This window comes from Streptomyces longisporus, from assembly GCF_039532765.1.
Taxonomy (GTDB): domain Bacteria; phylum Actinomycetota; class Actinomycetes; order Streptomycetales; family Streptomycetaceae; genus Streptomyces; species Streptomyces longisporus.
Map to the genome: position 1 here is coordinate 205,061 of NZ_BAAASG010000001.1, position 19,442 is coordinate 224,502.

The 19,442-nt window shown below is 71.3% G+C and carries 16 protein-coding genes and 2 pseudogenes; 8 read left to right on the plus strand and 10 right to left on the minus strand.

Features of this window, described 5'->3' with window-relative positions:
- Positions 1 to 250: 250 nt before the first annotated feature.
- From ABD355_RS00885 to ABD355_RS00905, 5 genes are all read right to left on the minus strand, one after another.
- Complete coding sequence (locus ABD355_RS00885) at positions 251 to 1,087, minus strand: carbohydrate ABC transporter permease (protein ID WP_344397988.1); 837 nt, start codon at positions 1,085 to 1,087, stop codon at positions 251 to 253.
- A 2-nt stretch (positions 1,088 to 1,089) separates the two neighbouring features.
- Positions 1,090 to 2,079 carry a carbohydrate ABC transporter permease gene (locus ABD355_RS00890; protein ID WP_344397989.1) on the minus strand — a complete coding sequence of 330 codons (990 nt, stop codon included), beginning with the start codon at positions 2,077 to 2,079 and terminating at the stop codon, positions 1,090 to 1,092.
- Between the two features lie 76 nt (positions 2,080 to 2,155).
- Positions 2,156 to 3,499, minus strand: coding sequence for an ABC transporter substrate-binding protein (locus ABD355_RS00895; protein ID WP_344397990.1), 1,344 nt, complete (start codon positions 3,497 to 3,499; stop codon positions 2,156 to 2,158).
- Between the two features lie 107 nt (positions 3,500 to 3,606).
- Positions 3,607 to 5,076 carry a glycoside hydrolase family 32 protein gene (locus tag ABD355_RS00900; protein WP_344397991.1) on the minus strand — a complete coding sequence of 490 codons (1,470 nt, stop codon included), beginning with the start codon at positions 5,074 to 5,076 and terminating at the stop codon, positions 3,607 to 3,609.
- 392 nt (positions 5,077 to 5,468) lie between these two features.
- Entirely contained in the window at positions 5,469 to 6,527 is a 1,059-nt protein-coding gene (locus ABD355_RS00905) for a LacI family DNA-binding transcriptional regulator (protein ID WP_344397992.1), read from the minus strand.
- 303 nt (positions 6,528 to 6,830) lie between these two features.
- Here ABD355_RS00905 and ABD355_RS00910 point away from each other — a divergent pair, with 303 nt between their 5' ends.
- A complete protein-coding gene (locus ABD355_RS00910; protein WP_344397993.1) occupies positions 6,831 to 8,693 on the plus strand; it encodes a sensor histidine kinase in 1,863 nt (620 codons plus the stop codon).
- A gap of 68 nt (positions 8,694 to 8,761) precedes the next feature.
- Positions 8,762 to 9,418, plus strand: coding sequence for a LuxR C-terminal-related transcriptional regulator (locus ABD355_RS00915; RefSeq protein WP_344398128.1), 657 nt, complete (start codon positions 8,762 to 8,764; stop codon positions 9,416 to 9,418).
- Between the two features lie 14 nt (positions 9,419 to 9,432).
- On the opposite strand, the gene ABD355_RS00920 is transcribed toward ABD355_RS00915, so the two are convergent.
- Positions 9,433 to 9,798 carry a response regulator gene (locus ABD355_RS00920; RefSeq protein ID WP_344397994.1) on the minus strand — a complete coding sequence of 122 codons (366 nt, stop codon included), beginning with the start codon at positions 9,796 to 9,798 and terminating at the stop codon, positions 9,433 to 9,435.
- 157 nt (positions 9,799 to 9,955) lie between these two features.
- On the opposite strand from ABD355_RS00920, the gene ABD355_RS00925 reads away from it, so the two are divergent.
- Genes ABD355_RS00925 through ABD355_RS00935 form a run of 3 tightly spaced genes read left to right on the plus strand, consistent with a single transcriptional unit; the run spans position 9,956 to position 12,198 of the window.
- Positions 9,956 to 11,215 carry a hypothetical protein gene (locus ABD355_RS00925; RefSeq protein WP_344397995.1) on the plus strand — a complete coding sequence of 420 codons (1,260 nt, stop codon included), beginning with the start codon at positions 9,956 to 9,958 and terminating at the stop codon, positions 11,213 to 11,215.
- 16 nt (positions 11,216 to 11,231) lie between these two features.
- Positions 11,232 to 11,795: a DUF6232 family protein gene (locus ABD355_RS00930; RefSeq protein ID WP_344397996.1), complete on the plus strand. Its 564-nt coding sequence runs from the start codon at positions 11,232 to 11,234 to the stop codon at positions 11,793 to 11,795.
- Positions 11,796 to 11,835: 40 nt separating this feature from the next.
- The gene (locus ABD355_RS00935; protein WP_344397997.1) at positions 11,836 to 12,198 is read left to right on the plus strand and encodes a hypothetical protein; all 363 of its coding nucleotides are present in this window, start codon (positions 11,836 to 11,838) and stop codon (positions 12,196 to 12,198) included.
- Positions 12,199 to 12,209: 11 nt separating this feature from the next.
- Here ABD355_RS00935 and ABD355_RS00940 read toward each other — a convergent pair.
- Positions 12,210 to 12,416, minus strand: a pseudogene (locus tag ABD355_RS00940) (deferrochelatase/peroxidase EfeB); the annotation flags it as partial.
- Positions 12,417 to 12,466: 50 nt separating this feature from the next.
- Here ABD355_RS00940 and ABD355_RS00945 point away from each other — a divergent pair.
- Positions 12,467 to 12,626: pseudogene (locus ABD355_RS00945) on the plus strand (FTR1 family protein); the annotation flags it as partial.
- 1 nt (position 12,627) lies between these two features.
- Here ABD355_RS00945 and ABD355_RS00950 read toward each other — a convergent pair.
- The 3 genes from ABD355_RS00950 to ABD355_RS00960 form a co-directional block, all read right to left on the minus strand.
- Positions 12,628 to 14,634 (minus strand): DUF6114 domain-containing protein, encoded by a 2,007-nt coding sequence (locus tag ABD355_RS00950; RefSeq protein WP_344397998.1) that lies wholly within the window; start codon positions 14,632 to 14,634, stop codon positions 12,628 to 12,630.
- The gene (locus tag ABD355_RS00955) at positions 14,627 to 15,538 is read right to left on the minus strand and encodes a DUF6230 family protein (protein ID WP_344397999.1); all 912 of its coding nucleotides are present in this window, start codon (positions 15,536 to 15,538) and stop codon (positions 14,627 to 14,629) included. Before ABD355_RS00955 ends, ABD355_RS00950 begins: the two co-directional genes overlap by 8 nt.
- A 185-nt stretch (positions 15,539 to 15,723) precedes the next feature.
- Positions 15,724 to 16,356 (minus strand): DUF6230 family protein, encoded by a 633-nt coding sequence (locus tag ABD355_RS00960; RefSeq protein ID WP_344398000.1) that lies wholly within the window; start codon positions 16,354 to 16,356, stop codon positions 15,724 to 15,726.
- A 246-nt stretch (positions 16,357 to 16,602) separates the two neighbouring features.
- On the opposite strand from ABD355_RS00960, the gene ABD355_RS00965 reads away from it, so the two are divergent.
- Entirely contained in the window at positions 16,603 to 18,453 is a 1,851-nt protein-coding gene (locus ABD355_RS00965) for a gamma-glutamyltransferase family protein (RefSeq protein ID WP_344398001.1), read from the plus strand.
- A 105-nt stretch (positions 18,454 to 18,558) separates the two neighbouring features.
- Entirely contained in the window at positions 18,559 to 19,404 is an 846-nt protein-coding gene (locus ABD355_RS00970) for an inositol monophosphatase family protein (RefSeq protein ID WP_344398002.1), read from the plus strand.
- Positions 19,405 to 19,442 lie beyond the last annotated feature (38 nt).

Consider the following 19,442-nt stretch of genomic DNA (forward strand, 5'->3'; position numbering starts at 1 on the left):
CCACGTGGGGGGTGGGTGAGCGTGGGCATGACACCACGCGCGTAGAACGCCCAGGAAGAGAAGGTCGGTGAACACAGGATTACCGGCCCGGAGTGCGAGCGGACAAACGGGACTTCAGGCAGGTGGGAGGCGGTTCATGCGGTCCCCGCGAGTTCGCAAAATCTTCGTAGGGTGCCCGCAGTGGAATGCGGCGCATGGCGTTCTGCCGGGAGGTCCGGCCCAGAACGCCATGTGACCCGCACCCGGCAGCTCAACCCTTGACGGCCGAGCTCGCCACGCCCTGGACGAACCAGCGCTGGAAGAACGCGAAGACGATCAGGACGGGCAGGACGAGGAGGACACCGAAGGCGAGCACCTGGCCCCAGTCGACGGGCATCTGCCCCTGGAAGACGCTCATCTCCAGCGGCAGCGGCCGCACCGAAGGGTCGGAGATCATCAGGACCGGCCACAGGAAGGCCCCCCACTGGGTGAGGAACGTCAGGATCGCGACCGAGGCGAACACCGGCTTCGACATCGGGACGATGATCGCGAAGAAGGTGCGCCACGGACCGGCGCCGTCGATACGGGCGGCCTCTTCGATGCTCGGCGGGATCGCGCGGAAGAATGTGGCGAACTGGTAGATGGAGAAGGCGTTGGCGATGAAGGGGACGGCCTGGATGTAGATGGTGTTGCGCTGACCGTTGAACATGTAGAACAGCGGGACGGCGACCGCTTCGAACGGCACCAGCATCAGCAGCAGGACGAGGGTGAAGACGGCGCCCTGGCCGCGCCAGCGCAGTCGCGTGAGGCCGTACGCGGCCATGGAGTTGACGATCAGGTTGCCGAGCACCACGACCGTGGCCACCAGCAGCGAGACGCCCATGAAGCGCCAGAAGTAGCCGGTGGCGTCCGAGTCGAAGCTGTTCAGTACGGCGCGGTAGTTGTCGAAGGACAGGTGGGTGGGCAGGAAGCCGGTCAGCCCGCTGAGCACCTGGTCGGACGGCTTGAAGCTGCCGAGGACCAGGTAGAGGACCGGCAGGACGAAGACGAACGCCAGGACGCTGAGCACGGCGTAGTCGAAGAAGCGGCGCAGGGGTGTGCTGGTCATGATCAGTCCTCGTTGCCGGGGCGGACGACGCGGCGCTGGATGAGGGTCAGGGCGACGACGATCAGGAAGAAGACGACGGTGATCGCGGACGCCTGGCCGATGTTGTTCTGGTCGAAGGCGGTGGTGACGGCCTGGTACATCACGGTGCGCGTGGCGTCCTCGTCGAGTCCGCCGCCGTGGACGAGGACGTAGACCTGGTCGAAGACCCGGAAGGACAGCACCGAGGTGAGCATGGCGACGAAGGTGAGGGTGCCGCGGATGCCGGGCAGGGTGACGTTGCGGAACTGCTGCCAGCGGGAGGCCCGGTCGAGCTGGGCGGCCTCGTAGAGTTCGCCCGGGATCTGCTGGAGGCCGGCGAGCAGGATGACCATCTGGAAGCCGACGCCCTGCCACACGGACAGCACGATGATCGAGGCCATGGCGGTGAGGCCGTCACCGAGCCAGTCCAAGGCGCCCCAGTTGCCGAAACTCACCGCGTGCAGCGCCGAGTTGAGCAGGCCGTCACCGCTGCGGGCGAGGATGAGCCGCCAGATGACCGCGACCAGGGCCATGGGGAAGACGACCGGCAGGAAGAACAGCGACCGGAACACGCCGATCGCCTTCAGCCTGCGGTTGAGCAGGATCGCCAACGCCAGCGCGAGGCCGGTCTGCAGGGGTACGACGACCACGGCGAAGGTCAGGTTGTTCAGCAGGGCCCGCAGGAACGGGCCGGACATGTCCGGGTCGGTGAAGATGCGCCGGTACTGCTCGATGCCGAAGAAGCGCGGCGGAAGCGGGGAGCCCAGCCGCACGTTGTAGAAGGACAGGACGACGGCGTACACGAACGGCACGGCGACGAAGGCGATCAGTCCGCCGAGCGCGGGTGCGGACATCAGCAGTCCGTGCACCCGGTCGCGGTTCGCGCGGCGAGGCCGTACGGGCTTGACGGACGGCGGTGCCGGGCTCGGCTTTGGCCGGTCGGGGGCGGCGGGTGCGGGGTTCACGGTGGTCACGGTGGGTGTCCTCTTCCGGGCCGGGAGGGACGGGCGCTGTCAGAGTGCGTCCGTGCCTCCCGGCTGCTGGATGCCGCTACTGCAGCTTGTAGCCGTCGTTGTCCGAGAAGTCCTGGTCGACGGCGCGAGCGGCCTTGTCCAGGGCGGACTTCGGGTCCGCGCCGCCGTAGACGTCGCTCAGCGCCTGCGAGAACTTGGCGGTGACCGTGGGGTATCCGGCGGTGACCGGGCGGGTCACGGCGACGCAGGACTTGTCGATGGTCGTGTCACCGCAGGCCTTGGTGAGCTGGTCGGCGAAGAGCTGCAGCGGGCCGCCCTGCTTGTACAGGCTGCTCTTGGCCAGCGCGGTCCTGGTGCCGGGAGGGGCTCCGTTGGCCGTGGTCATCGCGGTGACGTTGGTGTCGTTCAGCAGGGAGTCGAGGAAGGCGCCGGCGGCCTTGCCGTTCTTGGTGGCGGCGCCGATGCCCCACGCCCACGAACCCTGCCCGGTCTTGGGGCCGTTGCCGAAGTCGGGCAGCGGCAGCACGACGAGGTCCTTGCCGAGGGCCTTGCCGTAGGCGGGGTACATCCAGTGGCCGACCCAGCTGAGGGCGACGCGGCCCTTGGTGAAGGCGTTGCCGTCGGTGTTGGGGTCGACGTACTTCTTCCAGGACTGGAAGGTCTTCAGCGCCGAGACCACGGCCGGGGTGTCCAGGGCGCCTGTGGCCTTGCCGTTCTTCAGCAGGGAGCCGCCCGCCGACCAGACGACGGGGGCGAAGCCGTAGGTGCCCCACTCGTTGGCGAAGCCGTTGCTCTCCTGGAGGTCCAGGCTCTTGCCGTCGGAGTCCTTGGCGGCCAGCTTCTGCACCGCGGCGGTGAACTCGGCCGCGGTCCAGTCGTCGGACAGACCGGTGGGGTACTTGACGCCGGCCGCGTCCAGCAGCTTCTTGTTGCCGTAGATGCCGAGCCCTGAGTCGTACATGCCGAGCCCGTACTGCTTGCCCTCGAACCGGCCCTCCGCCTTGATCGCCTCAGTTGCGTTGGCCAGGGTCTTGGCGGAGACATAGCTGTCGATCGCGGTGAGCTTCTTGTTGTAGACGAAGTTGGCCATCGTCGGGCCGTCGAACTCCATCACGTCCGGCAGCTTGGACGCCTCGGTCGCGGTGATGGTCTTGGTGTAGTCGTTGTCCGGGATCAGTGTCAGCTTGACCTTGACCTTCTTCTGCGAGGAGTTGAAGGTCCTCACCGCGCTCTGCAGGGCGGCCGCCTCACTCGCCTGACCCTGGTGGGCCCAGACGGTGATGGTGCCCGTGCCGCTGCCCTGCTCGGCGGAGGTGCCGGTGCCGCTGCCCCCGCCGCAGGCGGCGAGCGCGGCCAGGGGAAGGGCGAGGGCCAGGGCCGTGGCGGCCGTCCGACGGGCTCTTGTGGTACCGGCGTTCATCGTGGGTGCCTCCGGTGTGTGGTGCGTGCGAGGGTGGGTGGTGCTCAGGTGCATGGGGGGATTCGGGATCGGCACGCGCCGGTACGGCGACGTGGGCGATGACTCCGTCATGTGGGCTGCCCCTCGGGCAGTTCGGGACCGGCGCTCGGCTCCTTGACCACGAGGGGCAGCAGCTCCCAGGCGTCGACCGCGTGGCTCAGGCGCGCGCCCGGCGCGGTGCGGGCCTCAAGGCGCCAGGGGCCGTCCCCGGTCGGGTAGAAGCGCAGGGTGAGCACCTGGCCGGTGGTGGTCAGGAAGAGTTCGGCGAGGGAGTGGTCGACGACCAGGCGCAGTTCGACCGGCCGGCCGGTGGGGCAGGGCATTCGGTACGAGCCGCCGTGGGCGCGGGGGTCCAGCGAGGCGTGGTCGCGGTCGACGACCAGCTCGCCCGCGTCGGCGTCGAGGCGGATGTCGAGGTACTCGCCGGGTCCGGTGATCAGCCGCAGGCTCGCCGTGCCGGTCGCCTCCAGACGGGCCGTCAGGTCGAAGGCGCGGCCCACACTGCCCAGTTCGACTGGTTGCGGGCCATTCGCCACGCCCTCCGCATGGAGCGCCGACTCGCCGCGCAGGGCAAGGAGTTCGGAGGCGGGCTGCTGGTGCAGGGTGCCGTCGGCAGCGACCGAGATCTCACGCGGAAGGGTCAGTACGCCGGACCATCCGTCGGCGACCGCCCAGTCTCCCTCGCGGGCCTCCGGGGACCAGCCCCACAGCAGCCATCGGTCACCCGGTGCGCGCAGGAGGGCGGGGGCATAGCAGTCCGGACCGTGGTCCACGAAGGCCGGCGCACCGGCCTCGAAGGCGTTGCCGTGTTCCTCGCCGACCAGGGCGGTGACGCAGCGCGCGCCGTCGTGGTGGTTCCAGGCGCTGAAGATCAGGGCGCCGGGCCGCCCGGAGTGCGGCGGCAGGTACTGGGGGCACTCCCAGCCCTCGCCGGTGTGCAGGTCGGTGCCGGCCACCGGTTCCTGGGCGCGGGCGTCGAAGGGGCCCAGGTAGGTCCAGGTCTCCAGGTCGGGCGACTCGTACAGCAGGGCCGCGCCGCGGCCGTCAGCGAGGGCGGCGCCGACCAGCATCCGCCACCGCTCGCCGTCCCGCCACACATACGGGTCGCGGTACATGGTGCAGTCCTCGGGCCAGGTGGGGACGGCCAGTTGGCCCCGCCGGCTGAAGGTCCGGCCGCCGTCGTGGGAGACGGCGGTGGCGACCGGCTGGTGCTGGGGCGAGCGGTCCCAGCGGTTCGCGGAGTAGAAGGCGACCAGCCGGTCGCCGTCGGAGACGGCGTTGCCGGAGAAGCAGCCGTCGGCGTCCACGCCACCCGGGGTAGGGGACAGGGCGATCGGCAGCGGTTCCCAGCTCAGCAGGTCGGGGCTGCGGAAGTGACCCCAGTGCATGTTCGCGTGCGTCGCGCCGGAGGGGTTGTACTGGTGGAAGACGTGGTAGTGGCCGTCATGGAAGACCAGTCCGTTGGGGTCGTTAATCCAGTTCCGGGGCGGGCGCAGATGCGCGACGGGCCGGTGCGGATCGCGGGGCGCGGTGGACACACGCGTGCCTTTCGGTATGTGCAGCAGAGCATGCGAGGACGGATGGTCACCGGGAACGGCCGGCCACGATCGCCTCGTGGAACTCGATGAAGGCGCCTTTCACGCCGCGCTCGCTGCCGGCCCTCGTGGCATGACGAGGAAAGCCGGGTCCGGCGTGCCGCCGGCGGCGAGATGCGGGAAGGCCGACTGAAGCGCCGACGGCTCGTCGGCGGGGAACGCGCGGCTCAGTACTCCGAGGCGCTGTCGGACGTCAGGCGGGAATGCCGCCTCGATCGCTCATTGAAAAGCCCGGGGGACATATGTGTACCCTCACTGTGTTCCACGTACTGGCAGGACCGACGACCGGTTGCGACGGTCGCCTGTCACGGTGCGATTGCTTCGCCGTCCCGGGGTCAGAGTCGGGGCGGCGAAGTGACCGATGCCCGCGCCACCAGCGGGCAAGGCAGCAATTCCTTGGTGTCCGGGCCCGGTGGCCGGCCCGGCGTCTTGGTGAGCGCGAGCAACTGGGCGACGGCCCGTGCCCCCATCTCGTAGTGCGGGAGCTGAACCGTGCTCAGCTGCGGGTGCACCGACTCGCAGACCAGCTCCTGGTTGTCGAAGCCGATGACCGACAGATCGCCGGGGATGGACAGTCCCAGCTCGGCGGCGGCCCGGTAGGCCCCGGCGGCCATCCGGTCGTTGAAGCAGAACAACGCCGTGGGGCGCCGCTCGGCCGTCAGCAGCCGGCGCGCGGCCCGGTAGCCCGTGTCCACGTCACCGCCGACCGTGTTGAACGGCACCGCCGTCTCCGCGGCGACCAGCGACGGGTCGTAGGCCACACCGGCCTCGGCCAGCGCCTTGCGGTAGCCCTCCAACCGGCCCTGCCGTGCGGGCAGATCGACGGTCTGCACGGTCACACCGATCCGGCGGTGGCCGTGGTCGATCAGCTCGCGCACCGCCGCGTAACCGCCCTGGACCTCGTCGGGCACCACGGACGGGACGGCGGGGTCGGCCGAGCCCGCGTCGAGCAGCACGGTGGGCGTCGAGCCAAGGGCCTCGGGCAGTTCCACGATGCGGTGGTACATGGCCGCGTACACGATGCCGTCCACCTGCCGCTGGAGCAGCATCTCGATGCTGGTGCGCTCCAGTTCGGCATCGCCGCTGGTGTTGACCAGCAGCAGGACCAGGCCCTCGGCCGCGGCGGCCTCCTGGGCACCCAGGATCATGCGACCCGCGTGGGGGGTGGTGGCGATCTGGTCGCTGACGAAGCCGATGGTCTGCGACCGCTGGGTCCGCAGGCCCCGGGCAAGACCGTTCGGCGCGTACCCGAGCTCGTCGGCGGCCTTCCAGACGCGCCGGCGCGTCTCCTCGCTGATCCGCTTGCCCTCGACCCGGTTCAGGACGTGCGACACGGTCGCGGTCGACACACCCGCCGCCGCAGCCACGTCCTTGATCCCGATCCGGCGCGCCATTGCCCCCGCCCAAAGTGGTTGATTCCGGGTTGCCTAATCGTTTAGCCAACCGTGTGGACATGAGAGTGCCCCCGCCGGAAGCCACTGTCAATGGCTCGTTACGAACTCGTGGCCGCGACATGTCCCGGCGGGCGGCAGGAAGCGCGACCGGGCCCACGGGCATCGGTGCAGCGTTCCGTACGCATCCGTTTTCTGTCCCTGTTTCTCCCTGTTCCGCCAGGTCCGAGGGGTTCGCCTCGCTAACATGGCCCTCCCGACGGGCCGTTGGCCTGCGGAGGGGCCCGCGCCAGGGGGAGGCGGCTCATGGTTGAGGCGGCGGAAGCGGCCGGGCCGACCGGGCGCTCGGGAGCCCCGGGTGGGCGGCCGCGGCTCGCACCGGAGGCGGAAGCGGTCGGGCTGGCCGTGGGCGGGCTCGCGTTCGGGGCGTATGTGCTGGTCGTCAGCGCGCCCGGGCGGTATGTCACGACCACCACGACATGGTTCTCGGGTGCGGTCGGCGGTCTGTATCTCGGAGCGGGGCTGCTCGCGCGGATGCGACGGCCGAGCAACCCGGTCGGGCTGCTGATGCTGTGGGTGGGCATCGGCTGGTTCGCCGAGGACCTGCAGATCAGCCCGGCTCCGGTGGCGCACACCGTGGGGCTGCTGGTGCGCTCGGCGTCGAGCGGATTCCTGATCCCGCTGCTGCTGATGTTCCCCGACGGGGTGCTGCGCTCGCGGCTGGAGCGGCTCCTGGTGGCCGCCGGTTACGCGACCGCGTTCGGGCTGATCCCGCTGAGCACACTCTTCTACGACTCGCTGGTACGGAATCTGCTGCTGGTGCACCCCGTGCTCTGGCTGCCCCAGGCCGTCGACCGGGTCCAGTTCGTCATGAGCGCGGCCGTCGTCGCCGTCCTGCTAGGCCGGTGGGTGAGGGCCACACGTCCGGCGCGGCGGGTGCTCGCGCCGCTGTTCGCCGCGGGACTGGTCGGCGGGCTCGCGTCCACGCTCGACGCGATCCTCGGGACGGGACCCGACTCGCCGACCCATCCACCGCTCATCGCCGTCGCGCACATCGCGGTGCTCGCCCTGCCGCTCGCCTTCCTGGCCGGCGTCTGGCATGTCCGCATGGGGCGTACGGCCGTGGCCGACCTGCTGCGCCGCATGCCGACCGCCACCCGGACGCAGCTGCGTGACGCGCTGGCGCGGGCGCTGCGCGACCCGTCGGTGCAGGTCGGCTACCCCGTGCCCGACGGGTACGTCGACAGCCGGGGCGCCGCGCTCGCCGTGGCGCCCGGACGGCAGGTCAGCCCCCTGGAGCGGGACGGCCGGCGCGTCGGGGTGCTCGTCCACGACCCGGCGCTGCGCGAGGACCGCTACGTTCTGGAAGCCGTCGTCTCCGCGGCGGCGCTGGAGCTGGACAACCAGCGCCTGGCCGCCGAGGTTCGTGCCCAACTGGCCGAGGTGCGCGCCTCACGGGCCCGTATCGTCGAGGCGGGCGACGAGCAGCGCCGCCGGATCGAGCACGACCTGCACGACGGGGCACAGACGACGTTCGTCACCACGCTGGTCACGTTACGGCTGGCCCGGCAGAGGTTCGCCGGCCGGGAGGCCCCCGATCCCGAACTGGTCGCCCTGCTCGACCGGATCGCGGTGCTCATGGGCGAGGGCATCGACCAGCTGCGCGACCTCGCGCACGGCATCCATCCCGCCGTACTGACCGAAACGGGCCTGGTGGCGGCCCTGGAGACGCTCGCCGCGCGCGCCCCCTGCCCGGTCGAGGTGACCGCGGGCGCGGTGCCCGGTCTGCCGCCGCCGCTCGCGGCGACCGTGTACTTCGTCGCCGCGGAGGCGCTCACCAACGCCCTGAAGCACGCCCACGCGCACACCATCGGCATCGACGTCCGCCACCGGGCCGAGGACGGGGTGCTGCGTCTGACGGTGGCCGACGACGGTGTCGGGGGCGCCGACCCGGACGGCGGCACCGGACTGCTCGGGCTGCGGGACCGGGTGGCGGTGTTCGACGGCACCATGACGGTCCGCAGCGAGCGCGGGCGGGGGACCGTGGTGTCGGTGGAACTGCCGTTGCCCGTCCGGGACTTGGCCGTGACGGCGGCTGCGGCCGAGGCGTTGTCCGTAGCGGAGGCGGCTTCCGGCGTTTCCGGCGAAGGGGAGGACGGACGGGCGTGACGGAACACGAGTTGCCGGGAGGCTCCCCGCGCGGAGGCATCACGAGCGCCCCGCCTGTGCCCAGGCCCCTGCGGATCGTGCTCGCCGACGACGAACGCCTCTTCCGGGCCGCCCTCGCCGCGCTGCTGGCGAGCCGAGGGCACGAGGTCATCGCCCAGGTCGGCGACGCGGACGCGCTGCGTGCGGCGGTCGCCCGCACGGTCCCGGACCTCGCGGTGATCGACATCAGGATGCCGCCGACGAAGCGCCTGGAAGGTCTCCAGGCGGCCGTGGACATCCGGCAGTCCCACCACGGCGTGGGAATCCTGCTGCTGTCCCAGAGCGTCCAGGTCACCCACCTCGCCGAGCTGACGGCATCCGATGTACGGGGCGTCGGCTACCTGCTCAAGGAGCGCGTCGCCGACGGGCACTTCCTCGACACCGTCGGCCGGATCGCGGACGGGGAGTGCGAGTTCGACCAGGAGGTGCTGCAACTGCTCCTCAACGGCCCGCGCCGGCGCGGCGGTCTGGCCACACTCAGCCGCCGCGAACTGGACGTGCTCCGGCTCATGGCCCAGGGCCTGACCAACCCGGCGATCGCCGAGCAGCTCGTCGTCACCGTGAAGACCGTCGAGACCCACGTCGGCAGCATCTTCCGGCGGCTCGAACTGCCCGACGAGAGCGAGGGGGAGTACCACCGCCGGGTCCTGGCCGTGCTGAAGTACCTCCAGTCCCGCGACTCCTGACCTGCGGCCCCGGTTCACGGTCCGCGGCCGGCGAGGTCCGACAGGGCCCTGACCGACAGCCGGTCCTTGGCCAGGAAACCGGCGGCCGGGGACCGGGCGATGCGCGCGGCGAACTCGTCGGCCTCGCGCACGGAGCACAGGACGAGCACCATGTCGGCGGCCAGCGTCTTCAGCTCGCGCGTCACGGAGAAGGCGTTCTCGCCCGGCAGCCCCAGGTCCAGGAGCACGATGTCCGGCCGCTCTCCCCGGGCGACCGCCGCGACCGCCGCCGCCCCGGAGACCGCCTCGGACACGGCATACGCCCCGTCCGCCTCCAACAGGGCGCGTACGGCGGCCCGGTAGGCGGGGTCGTCGTCGACGATCAGCACGCTGCGGCTCATGGCCCCATGCTGACGGCCCGCCATGGCCACGGCATCAGGGCAGACCCTGAGAAGCCCGCGCCGGCGGACCGGTGTCCGCCTGGATGTTCCCGGCTCCTGCCGCGCGAAGACTGGGCGGACCACTCATCGGGGAAGCCGGGGGAATCGGGGGAACATCATGCGGGGGAACATACGCGGGAAGGCATGGAAGAAAGCTTTCGGGCCGGTCACCGTGGTCGTGCTTGCGGCACTGCTCGCGACCGGCCTGGCCGGCTGCAAGAAACCGGGCGAGGGCTCGGTGACCGTCAAACCGGCGTTCCTGCCGGTGTCGTTCACGATCGACTCGGCGGGCAACATCAGTGTCAACGCCGACGCGAAGATCGTCACGCCGCTCGGCGAGGTCTCCGTCGGCGGATTCCAGCAACGACTGGTCAGCGGCAAGAACCTGGTGGTCCTGATCCGGCACCTGGCGCACGCCGTGACGACCACCCGGAGCGCCGCGTTCGTTCACGTACAGGGCGCGGACGGCAGCACGGGATACGTCTACTCCGCGTACGAGATCCACACCGGGGGCCGCCATGTCCAGCCCTCCCTGGACGGGCGGGACCTCGCCCTCGCGCAGGGCGGCACGGTGCTGGTCGACGCGACCCGGACACAGCCCGGCAAGGTGACGCGGCTGCAGATCGCCGACGCCCCGAAGCAGCAGGACTCTCCCGTGCCCACCGGTTCCGCATCCTCGTGCGCCCCCGGCACCGGCGACATCGGCATCACCCTGCCCGAGGTGAGCGCCGGCGCCGACATCGACGACACCGTGGCACGGCTGGCCGCCGACTGCCTCCAGGTGCAGTACGCGGCCGAGCCCGCGAACGGCGTCGGGGACGGCACGGTGTCCCGGGTCGTCATCCCGACCGCCGGCGGCACCGTACAGATTCCGCCCGCCGACGACGCCGCGCCCCGGCCGGGCGACCGGGTGACCGCAAGCCGCCGTGACCCGACGACGGTCTACGTGGCCGCGACACCGCCCGCGCCCTCGGAACCGCCGACGGACTCCCCGAGCCCCACACCGACGGACACGCCCACCGACACCGGAACTCCCGGGACCGCGCCGGTCACCGGCGCCGTGACGGCACCCGTACGCACCGGGCCCACTACCGCGGACACCCAGATCAGCCACATCGAGGCGGGCGGCTCCTACCGGGCGCTGTGCGCCGCGCACGGCGACCGCGTGCAGGCCCACGGCTACGACAGCGATCTCTGGGTCGAACTGCTCCGGGCCGGCGGCGGTACGGGCTGGGTCACGGCCACCGCGCTCAGCGGCGGCCCCGACGCCCTGTCGCTCCCCGGTTGTGCCGAGCCCTCCGGTCCGGCGCCGGACGGCACGGCCGCGGCGACGGTCACTCCGTCCGACGGCACCCCGACCCCGACCGCGACCGAATGAGGGACGACGAACAGCGATGAGCAGAACGAAGAAGAAGGTCGGCGAGATCCGCATCGCCAAGCGGATCGTCACCATCGGACACGAGACCTACCCGCTCGCCAACATCTCGCGGGTCCAGACCCTGCGCGTGGTCTGGGGCGGCAAGCTCGCCACGCTCCACCCGCTCCGCGAGATCACCGCCCTGCTCCTCCTGGGCGGCGCGATCGCCCTGGTCCTGCAGCGCGCCGGGTCCCGGCTCGCGGGCGCCGACGCCGAGACCGTACGGCGGATCGGTACGGCCGTCGTCGCGCTGCTGGCCGTCCGGACCGCATACCTGCTGGGCGTGCTGCTCTACCGGCTGCTGCTGCGGCGCAAGCGGTACGCGCTGCTCATCGAGACGGCGGGCACGCAGTACACGGCACTGTCCGGCACGGCCCGCGACGAGATCCACCGCATCCAGGCGGCGATCGTCGCCGCGATCGAGGACCCTCCGGCCACGGAACGGATCCTGCACGTGGGAGGGGACCTCGTCGTCGGGGACAAGTTCGGCGGCGACAAGGTCGGTCGCGACAAGAACGTCCGGAGCGGATCCCCCGCATAACCACCACCCTCACGCAGAGAACGAAGAGAAGGAGCCACGGATGTCCGACTACGTCCACGGGGACAAGTTCGGCGGCGACAAGATCGGCCGCGACAAGAACGTCCAGACCGGCGGCAGCGGAAACACCTTCAGGATCGACAACTCGCCGGAAGTCTCGCCCGCCGAGCTGGACGCAGCCGTCGGTGAACTGCGCGCCTTCGTAGCCCAGTTGACCCGGGAGGGGGTCGTTGCGGCGGACGGCAGCGTCACCGACGCCGGTGCGGTCGTCACGGCGGTGCGTTCCCGGCCCGAACGCCTGGGGGCGCTCGCCCGTGCGATCGCGGGCGGCGCCTCGGACGCGGTGCTGGCAGCCGTGCAGGGTGGGGTGGCGACACTGGTCACGGCGCTCGTCACAGGGACGTGACCGGGCCGTCGTCAGGTCGCGAGCAGCCCGCGGCCGTACCAGTCCTTGGTGTCGCGGACGCCGGGCAGGGCGTAGAAGCAGCCGCCGCCGGTGGGGGAGATGCAGTCGACGAGGGGTTCGTCGATCAGACGGGTCCGGGTGGCTTCGAGCTGGCGCTTGACGTCCTGCTGGTAGCAGCAGAAGACCAGGACCATGTCGTGGTTGCCGACGTTGTCGACGACTTTTGCGGGAGTGCGGCAGTGCGGCAGATCAGGATTTCGGCCTCGCAATTACCCCTCCGCGAGCCGGGCTCGTCGTCTCCATCCTCGTCGCGACCCTCGTGCGGGCCGACCCCCGCTCCCGGTTGCCGCAGGTGTGGACGGGCATCCTCGCGGCGATCGCGCTGGCCATGAGCTTCGGCGCGGTCCTCACCTTCACGGCCGCGCGAAGTCAGCGGGATGCCGTCAGGTGGATACCGGGGACGTCCAGTTCGTCGGCGCTGAGGAACTGGTTGTACGCGGTGACGTTCGTGAAGAAGATCGGGATGGGAAGGGTGAGCCCCGGTGGCAGCGGGGGCGGCATGCTCGGGGTGAACGTGACGGGGAGCAGGCCGAGGAGGTTCCCGCTGAGGACCTTGGTCAGCAGGACCACGGGCCGCCCGGTGGCCACCGTCGTGCTGGAGGGGGCGTCCGTCTCCAGCGTGCCCTGGCAGGGATACCAGGGGCCGGGAGCGGACGGGTCCACGCGGCCGATACCGGGGATGCCCATGTCGAGCAGGGGCAGCCGGAGGCCGGGCAGGCCGTGGAAGGGCGGAGCGGGCGGCGGGGGCTGGTTGCGGCCGCATCGGGGGGCGAGGAGAGGGGCCGTCTGGCGCAGACTCGCAATGTCGACCCGGTACGCGGTGAAGACCAGGACCTCCTGGGGGCCGTACGCCGTCGGCACCTCGGTGATGCCGTGATAGGTCAGGCCGGTGAGTACCAGCAGCGGGGTGACGACCCGGAACGGCTGGGCGGCGGTGCGCACGCGGTACGCGGCGGCATCGACACCCAATCTGAGGGAGATCAAGGGCTGCGGAAGGCACCAGCGCGATTGCTTGCCCCCGTCGGGGCCGGCGCCCAGATCGATGTGCAGCGGCAGCAGCGACAGCGGCCCGTCCATCCGCCCGTCGGCGGGCAGCGGCGGGATGTCCAGACGCAGCACGGACGGCGGGACCTTGCCGTCGGACCCGCTCGGCTTCTTGTCCGACGTGCCCGGCTCAGGGGCGTGGTCGGGCTTACTGCCCTGCGGCCGGTCGGTGGGGCCGGTCGGCCCCGACGTCTCACCGCCGTGCCGGGCAGCCGAGCCCTTGTCGTCGCGTGCGTGGTCCGAACCGTGCAGGCCGAGCAGGTCGGAGACCGAGCCGAGAAGGCCCGCTCCGGATGAAGGAGCGGGAGCGGGCTTGACGGAGACGGGTCCGCGTCCGGGCCTTTGTTCGTCGTGCCTCTCGGTACGTGGCTTCGGCACAAGAGGGACGAGGGGTGTGTGCGGGCCGCCTTCCCCTGCGGAGTCTGAGCCGGGGATACGACCTCCGGTGCCGCGTGCGGGAGGCACCGCCCCGCCCAGCAGTCCGTCGAGCAGAGAGCAGACGGTCAGCTGCGGGGCGGTCCTGTCGTCGACGGTGCTCCCCAGCACGCTGGGCGGATCGGCGCGGTTCGGCACCACCCGCGGGAGGTGCGCCGGCGCCGGTTGCAGCCCGCCGGTCAGCAGCGCCCCGATCGGCAGCACACCGAGCGCCCGCATACGGCTGGTGCGCCAGGTCAGACCGTTCGGGCGCGGGGTGCCGCCGGCCTGTCCGCCGCCGACCGCACGACCTCCGCCGCCTCCCCGGCCGTCCGGTTCATCCGAGCCACCGGCCCCACCGCCGCCCGACCCACCGGAACCGCCCGAACCGCCGCCGGAATCACCAGGGCCGCCCGGACCGTCCGGATCCTCCGGGCTGTCCGGTCCTCCGGGGCGGTCCGAGCCGTTCCCGCGGCGCCAGTCCGGCCAGATCGGCGGCCGGGCCGGAGGCCTCGCGTACGGCACCCAGCTCACCGCCATCGCGCCGCCGGTGATGCCCAGCAGAAAGCCGATCAGGAAGCCGCCGAAATTGGAGAGCACCAGGGAGGCGACCGCGAGCACCAGCGTCGCGATGCCCGCGAACACCCGGTGCCCGGGCGACAGCCACAGGCTGAGCGCGAGAACCACCAGGAAGATCCCCATGAGCGACCCCGCCACGCCGGCGATGCCTTCATGCATCATGATCGGCAACGGCGCGAACGGGATGGAGAGGATCTCGACCCCGGACAGCAGCGTCCACACCCCGGCCCAGAACGGACGGCTGCGCCGCCAGTCACGGAAAGCGCTCCACCATCCGTTCCGCTCGCCGTCAGCCTCTCCCTTCCTCCTGCCTCCGAGATGCAGCCACGCACTACTCACTTCGGTCCCCCGGAGTGCGGTGGTGTCCGTGATCCGCATCGTCCTCATCAGAGGAGTGGTGACCTGCATGATCCTCGTCCGAGGAGTGGTGACCTCCGTGATCCTCGTCCGAGGAGTGGTGACCTCCGTGACCCTCGTCCGAGGAGTGGTGACCTCCGTGATCGGCACCGGAAGAGCCGTGACCGTCGTGGTCCGCACCGGAAGAGTCGTCGCCCCCCTGGTCCGCGCCCTGATCCGCATCAGCGTCGAAGCACGGGTTCGAGCCGACCTGCACGCTCAGATGGAGTCCCGGCAACCGGAACGTCGCCGCACTCACCGAACGGGTCTGCTGCCGCAGGTTGTCGATGCGTACGGTGTCGGCCTGCTCGCCGAAGCCGCCGGGCTCGCCGTGCACGCCCGGCACACCCTGCACCGTCGCGGCATCCTGACCGATGTTGATGTTGTGGAAGAGCGCGTCGCCCTTCAGGTCGTGGCTGTCGGCGACGAGCCGGTCCGCGTGCGCGGGGGTCCCGCCGCTGCCCGAGGTCAGCCGCAGGGTGACGGGTCCGAGGACCGGCACGTCCTGTACGACGGACTGGCACAGGTCGTACAGGTCCGCGGACCGGATGCCGGAAAGCGCTTCCGGGTAGGAGGCGTGAGCGCCGCGGTCCAGCACACCGAACTGAACGAATCCCTGCCCGTCGAGCGTGCTGGCCGAGATCTGGAAGCTCTCGCCGGAAACCGTGAACGAGTTGGGCGACACCCCGAAGGACGCGGCCAGGGCGCCACGCGCCATCGCCGTGCACAGCCCTGCGGACGCCAGCAAAGTGGGCACCATGGCCACGGCCAGGCGCCTCCATCGGGTGTGGCCCGTGAGACGTGTGCTCACGGTGGTCTGGGTGGCACTGTCGGCGTTGCTCGTCATCCCTCTCCCCGTCAGACAATCCGGGCCGGCCCATCAACGGGCCGAGAAGCCCCAAATTCCCGAGTCTCGGGCGGTACGCATCGCCAACTGCGGCGGGACCCGCGGGTGACTCCGAGAATCAGCGGCGGGACCCCAATGGACGGACGCATTCACCCGCGTGGCTCAAGAGGGGAGGGGGAGGGTGTTCAGTAGCAGGGCTTGTCTCCGGCCTTCACGCTCAGGCGCAGGCCCGTGAGCCGGAAGGTCGCCGCGGTCACCTCTCGGGTCGACTGCCGCAGATGATCGATGCGGACGCTGTCGGCCGACTGTCCGAAGATTCCCGCGAGGTCGCCGGAGCCGTTCTTGAAGGTCGAGGCGTCCTGGCCGATGACGATGTTGTGGAACTCCGCGTCGCCGCCGAGGTCGTCGGTATGGACGACGAGATGGTCCGCGTGCGCGGGTTCGCCGCCCCCGCCGGCGCCGATCCGCAGGGTGGTCTCGCCGACGACGGGGAGCTTGACGACCATCGACTGGCACAGGTTGTACAGGTCGGCCGAGTCGATCCCGGCGATGGCTTCCGGATACGTCGTGGACTTCGACCGGTCCGTCGAGACGTACTGGGTGAAGCCCGTGCCCACCAGCCGGTCGGCGGAGATCTTGAGGTTCTGTCCGGAGATCGTCATGGACTGTGCCGTGACCGCGAGCGAGACGGGGAGGATGCCGCTGCCGATCCCCACCAGGAGCAGCGCGGACACCACCAGCGTCGGCACCATCACCCAAGCGAGCCGACTCCACCGGGTGTGCCCCTCGGGGCGGGCACCGGGCTCAGGGAACGTCATCACTGCCTCCCCGGCTCGAGCGGGGCCGAGCGGGGGCGGGAACCACCTGAGCCGCCGGCTGCGGCCGTCGGGCCGCAGCCTCATTGCAACCTGCGGTGTGGAGGTCGGCAACCGGAACCGGTGCGCAGTGATCAGCCGAGGCTTCGGGCGCCCGGGATGTGCAGTGGACCTCGGGTGGTCTTTCTCCCCAGGTTCCTTCTGGGATTGGATGGGGTCGGCCCATGCCCGCAGACATCGAGGTCAGAGATGCATTTCACCACTCGTCCCACCCTCCAGGGCACCTTCGGGACGGTGTCCTCCACCCACTGGCTGGCCTCGCAGTCGGCGATGGCCGTTCTGGAGGCCGGCGGCAACGCGTACGACGCTGCCGTGGCCGGAGCGTTCGTGCTGCACGTCGTCGAGCCGCACCTCAACGGGCCGGCCGGCGAGGTGCCGATCCTGCTTGCCCCGGCGGGCGGTGAGGTGCGGGTGCTGTGCGGCCAGGGCGTCGCACCCGCCGGTGCGACGGTCACGCACTACCGCGGGCTCGGGCTGGAACTCGTCCCCGGCACCGGACCGCTCGCCGCCGCCGTGCCCGGCGCGTTCGACGCCTGGATGCTCCTGCTGCGCGACCACGGCACCAAGCCCCTCGCCGACGTCCTCAAATACGCCATCGGGTACGCCGAACACGGCCACGCGCCCGTGGAGAACGTCGGCGCCACCGTCGAGTCGGTACGGCAGCTGTTCGAGACGGAATGGACCTCGTCGGCGGAGGTGTACCTGCCGGGCGGCAGGGCCCCGCGCCCCGGTGAGCTGCTGCGCAACCCCGCCCTCGCCGCCACCTGGAAGCGACTGCTCGCCGAGGTCGCCGGTGCGGGGGACCGGGTCGCGCAGATCGAGGCGGCGCGGGAGGTCTGGCGGTCCGGGTTCATCGCCGAGGCCCTGGTACGGCAGGCGCAGCGGCCCACCATGGACACCAGCGGTCTACGCCACACCGGCACCCTCACGGCCGCCGACCTCGCCGGCTGGTCCGCGACCTACGAGGCACCGGCGACGTACGACTGGAACGGCTGGACCCTGTGCAAGGCCGGTCCGTGGAGCCAGGGCCCGGCATTCCTCCAGCAGCTCGCCCTGCTCCCGCCGGAGCTGCCCGAGTACGGGTCCGCCGACTACGTCCATCTGCTGATCGAGGGCTGCAAGCTCGCCATGGCCGACCGGGAGGCCTGGTACGGGGACGCCGCCGAGGTCCCGCTCGACGAGCTGCTGTCGGCGGACTACAACGCGGCCCGGCGCGACCTCGTCGGCGACAAGGCCTCGTACGAGCTGCGTCCCGGCAGTCCGGGCGGGCGGACCCCGCGGCTGAGTAGGTACGCGCGCGTGGTCGCCACCGACGACCCCGGGTTCGACCCGATGGGCGCGGGTGAGCCGACGGTCGCCAAGCCGACCACGTCCCCGGTGCCGGGGGAGCCACGCGCGCGTGCCGGGGAACCCGAGGTGCGCGCCGACGGTGCCACCCGTGGGGACACCTGCCACCTCGACGTCGTCGACCGCTGGGGCAACCTGGTCGCGGCCACGCCCAGCGGTGGCTGGCTGCAGTCCAACCCCGTCGTGCCCGAACTGGGGTTCCCGCTCGGCACCCGGCTGCAGATGACCTGGCTGGAGGAGGGCCTGCCGAACTCGCTGACGCCCGGCCGTCGCCCCCGCACCACCCTCACGCCCTCGATCGCCCTGCGGGACGGTGTGCCGGTCATGGCGTTCGGCACGCCCGGCGGTGACCAGCAGGACCAGTGGCAGCTGCACTTCTTCCTGGCCGTCGCCCTGCGCGGGCAAGTCCGCGGCGGGCTTGACCTGCAGGGTGCGATCGACGCCCCGAACTGGCACAACGACGGCTTCCCGGGGTCGTTCTACCCGCGCGGCATGCGGCCGGGAAGCGTGACGGTCGAGTCCCGCATGGACCCCGGCGTCGTCGAGGAGCTGCGGCGCCGCGGGCACGATGTCACCGTCGGTGACCCCTGGTCGGAAGGCCGGCTGTGCGCGGTCGCCCGGGACCCGGAGACCGGCATCCTGTCGGCGGCCGCGAACCCGCGGGGCATGCAGGGGTACGCGGTGGGTCGCTGATCGCGCACACCGGGCCGCTGTCCGAGCACGCCGAGTTCACGCCGATTCCACCGGGGGTCCACCGGCAGGGCGGGGATTGTCAGTGGCGCGTGCTCTCATGGAGCCATGATCGAAGACAAGGAAACCATCGACGAGTTTCTCGCCCGCCACTCGGCCGACGTGGAGGAGGCGGTCCGCAAGGCCGCCGCGGCCGAGATCATGCCCCGCTTCCGCCGGCTCGCCGCCCACGAGGTCGACCAGAAGGCCGGACCGCACGACCTGGTGACCGACGCCGACCGCCTCGCCGAGCAGTACCTCACGGACGCCCTCGGCGCGCTCTTGCCCGGTTCGGTCGTGGTCGGCGAGGAGGCGGTGCACGCCGACCCGGTGACCTACGAGGCGATACAGGGCGACGCCCCGGTCTGGATCGTCGACCCGGTCGACGGGACACGGCAGTTCGTGCGCGGCGAATCCGGCTTCTGCACGCTGGTCGCCCTCGCACACCGCGGAGTTCTGCTCGCCTCCTGGACCTACGCACCCGCCCGCGACCAACTGGCCACCGCCACAAGGGGCCAGGGCGCTTTCCTGGACGGCGAGCGGCTGTCCGCCGGCTCGCCGGTTTCCGGGCGGGACCTCCAAGTGGCCACCTCCCACCCGGACTACACGACCGACGAGCAGAAGCGCGCCCTGCTCGGCCTGCGGACCGACGGTATCGAGTTCCGGTCCTGCGGCTCGGCGGGACTGGAGTATCTCGCCATAGCCCGCGGCCAGTTGGACGCCGTCGCTTTTTCCTGGGAGGCGGCGTGGGACCATGCGGCGGGCATCCTGCTGGTCGAGGAGGCGGGCGGCGCCCACCTCACGCTCAGCGGGGAGCCCTTCCGCATCACGGGCGGCAACGCCCTTCCCTTCACGGCCGCACGCGACACGGCGACGGCCCGAAGGGTGCACGGGCTGCTGTCGGGCCCGGCCTGATCAGCGGGAACCACCTGCCGCCGGTGGCTGTCAGTGTC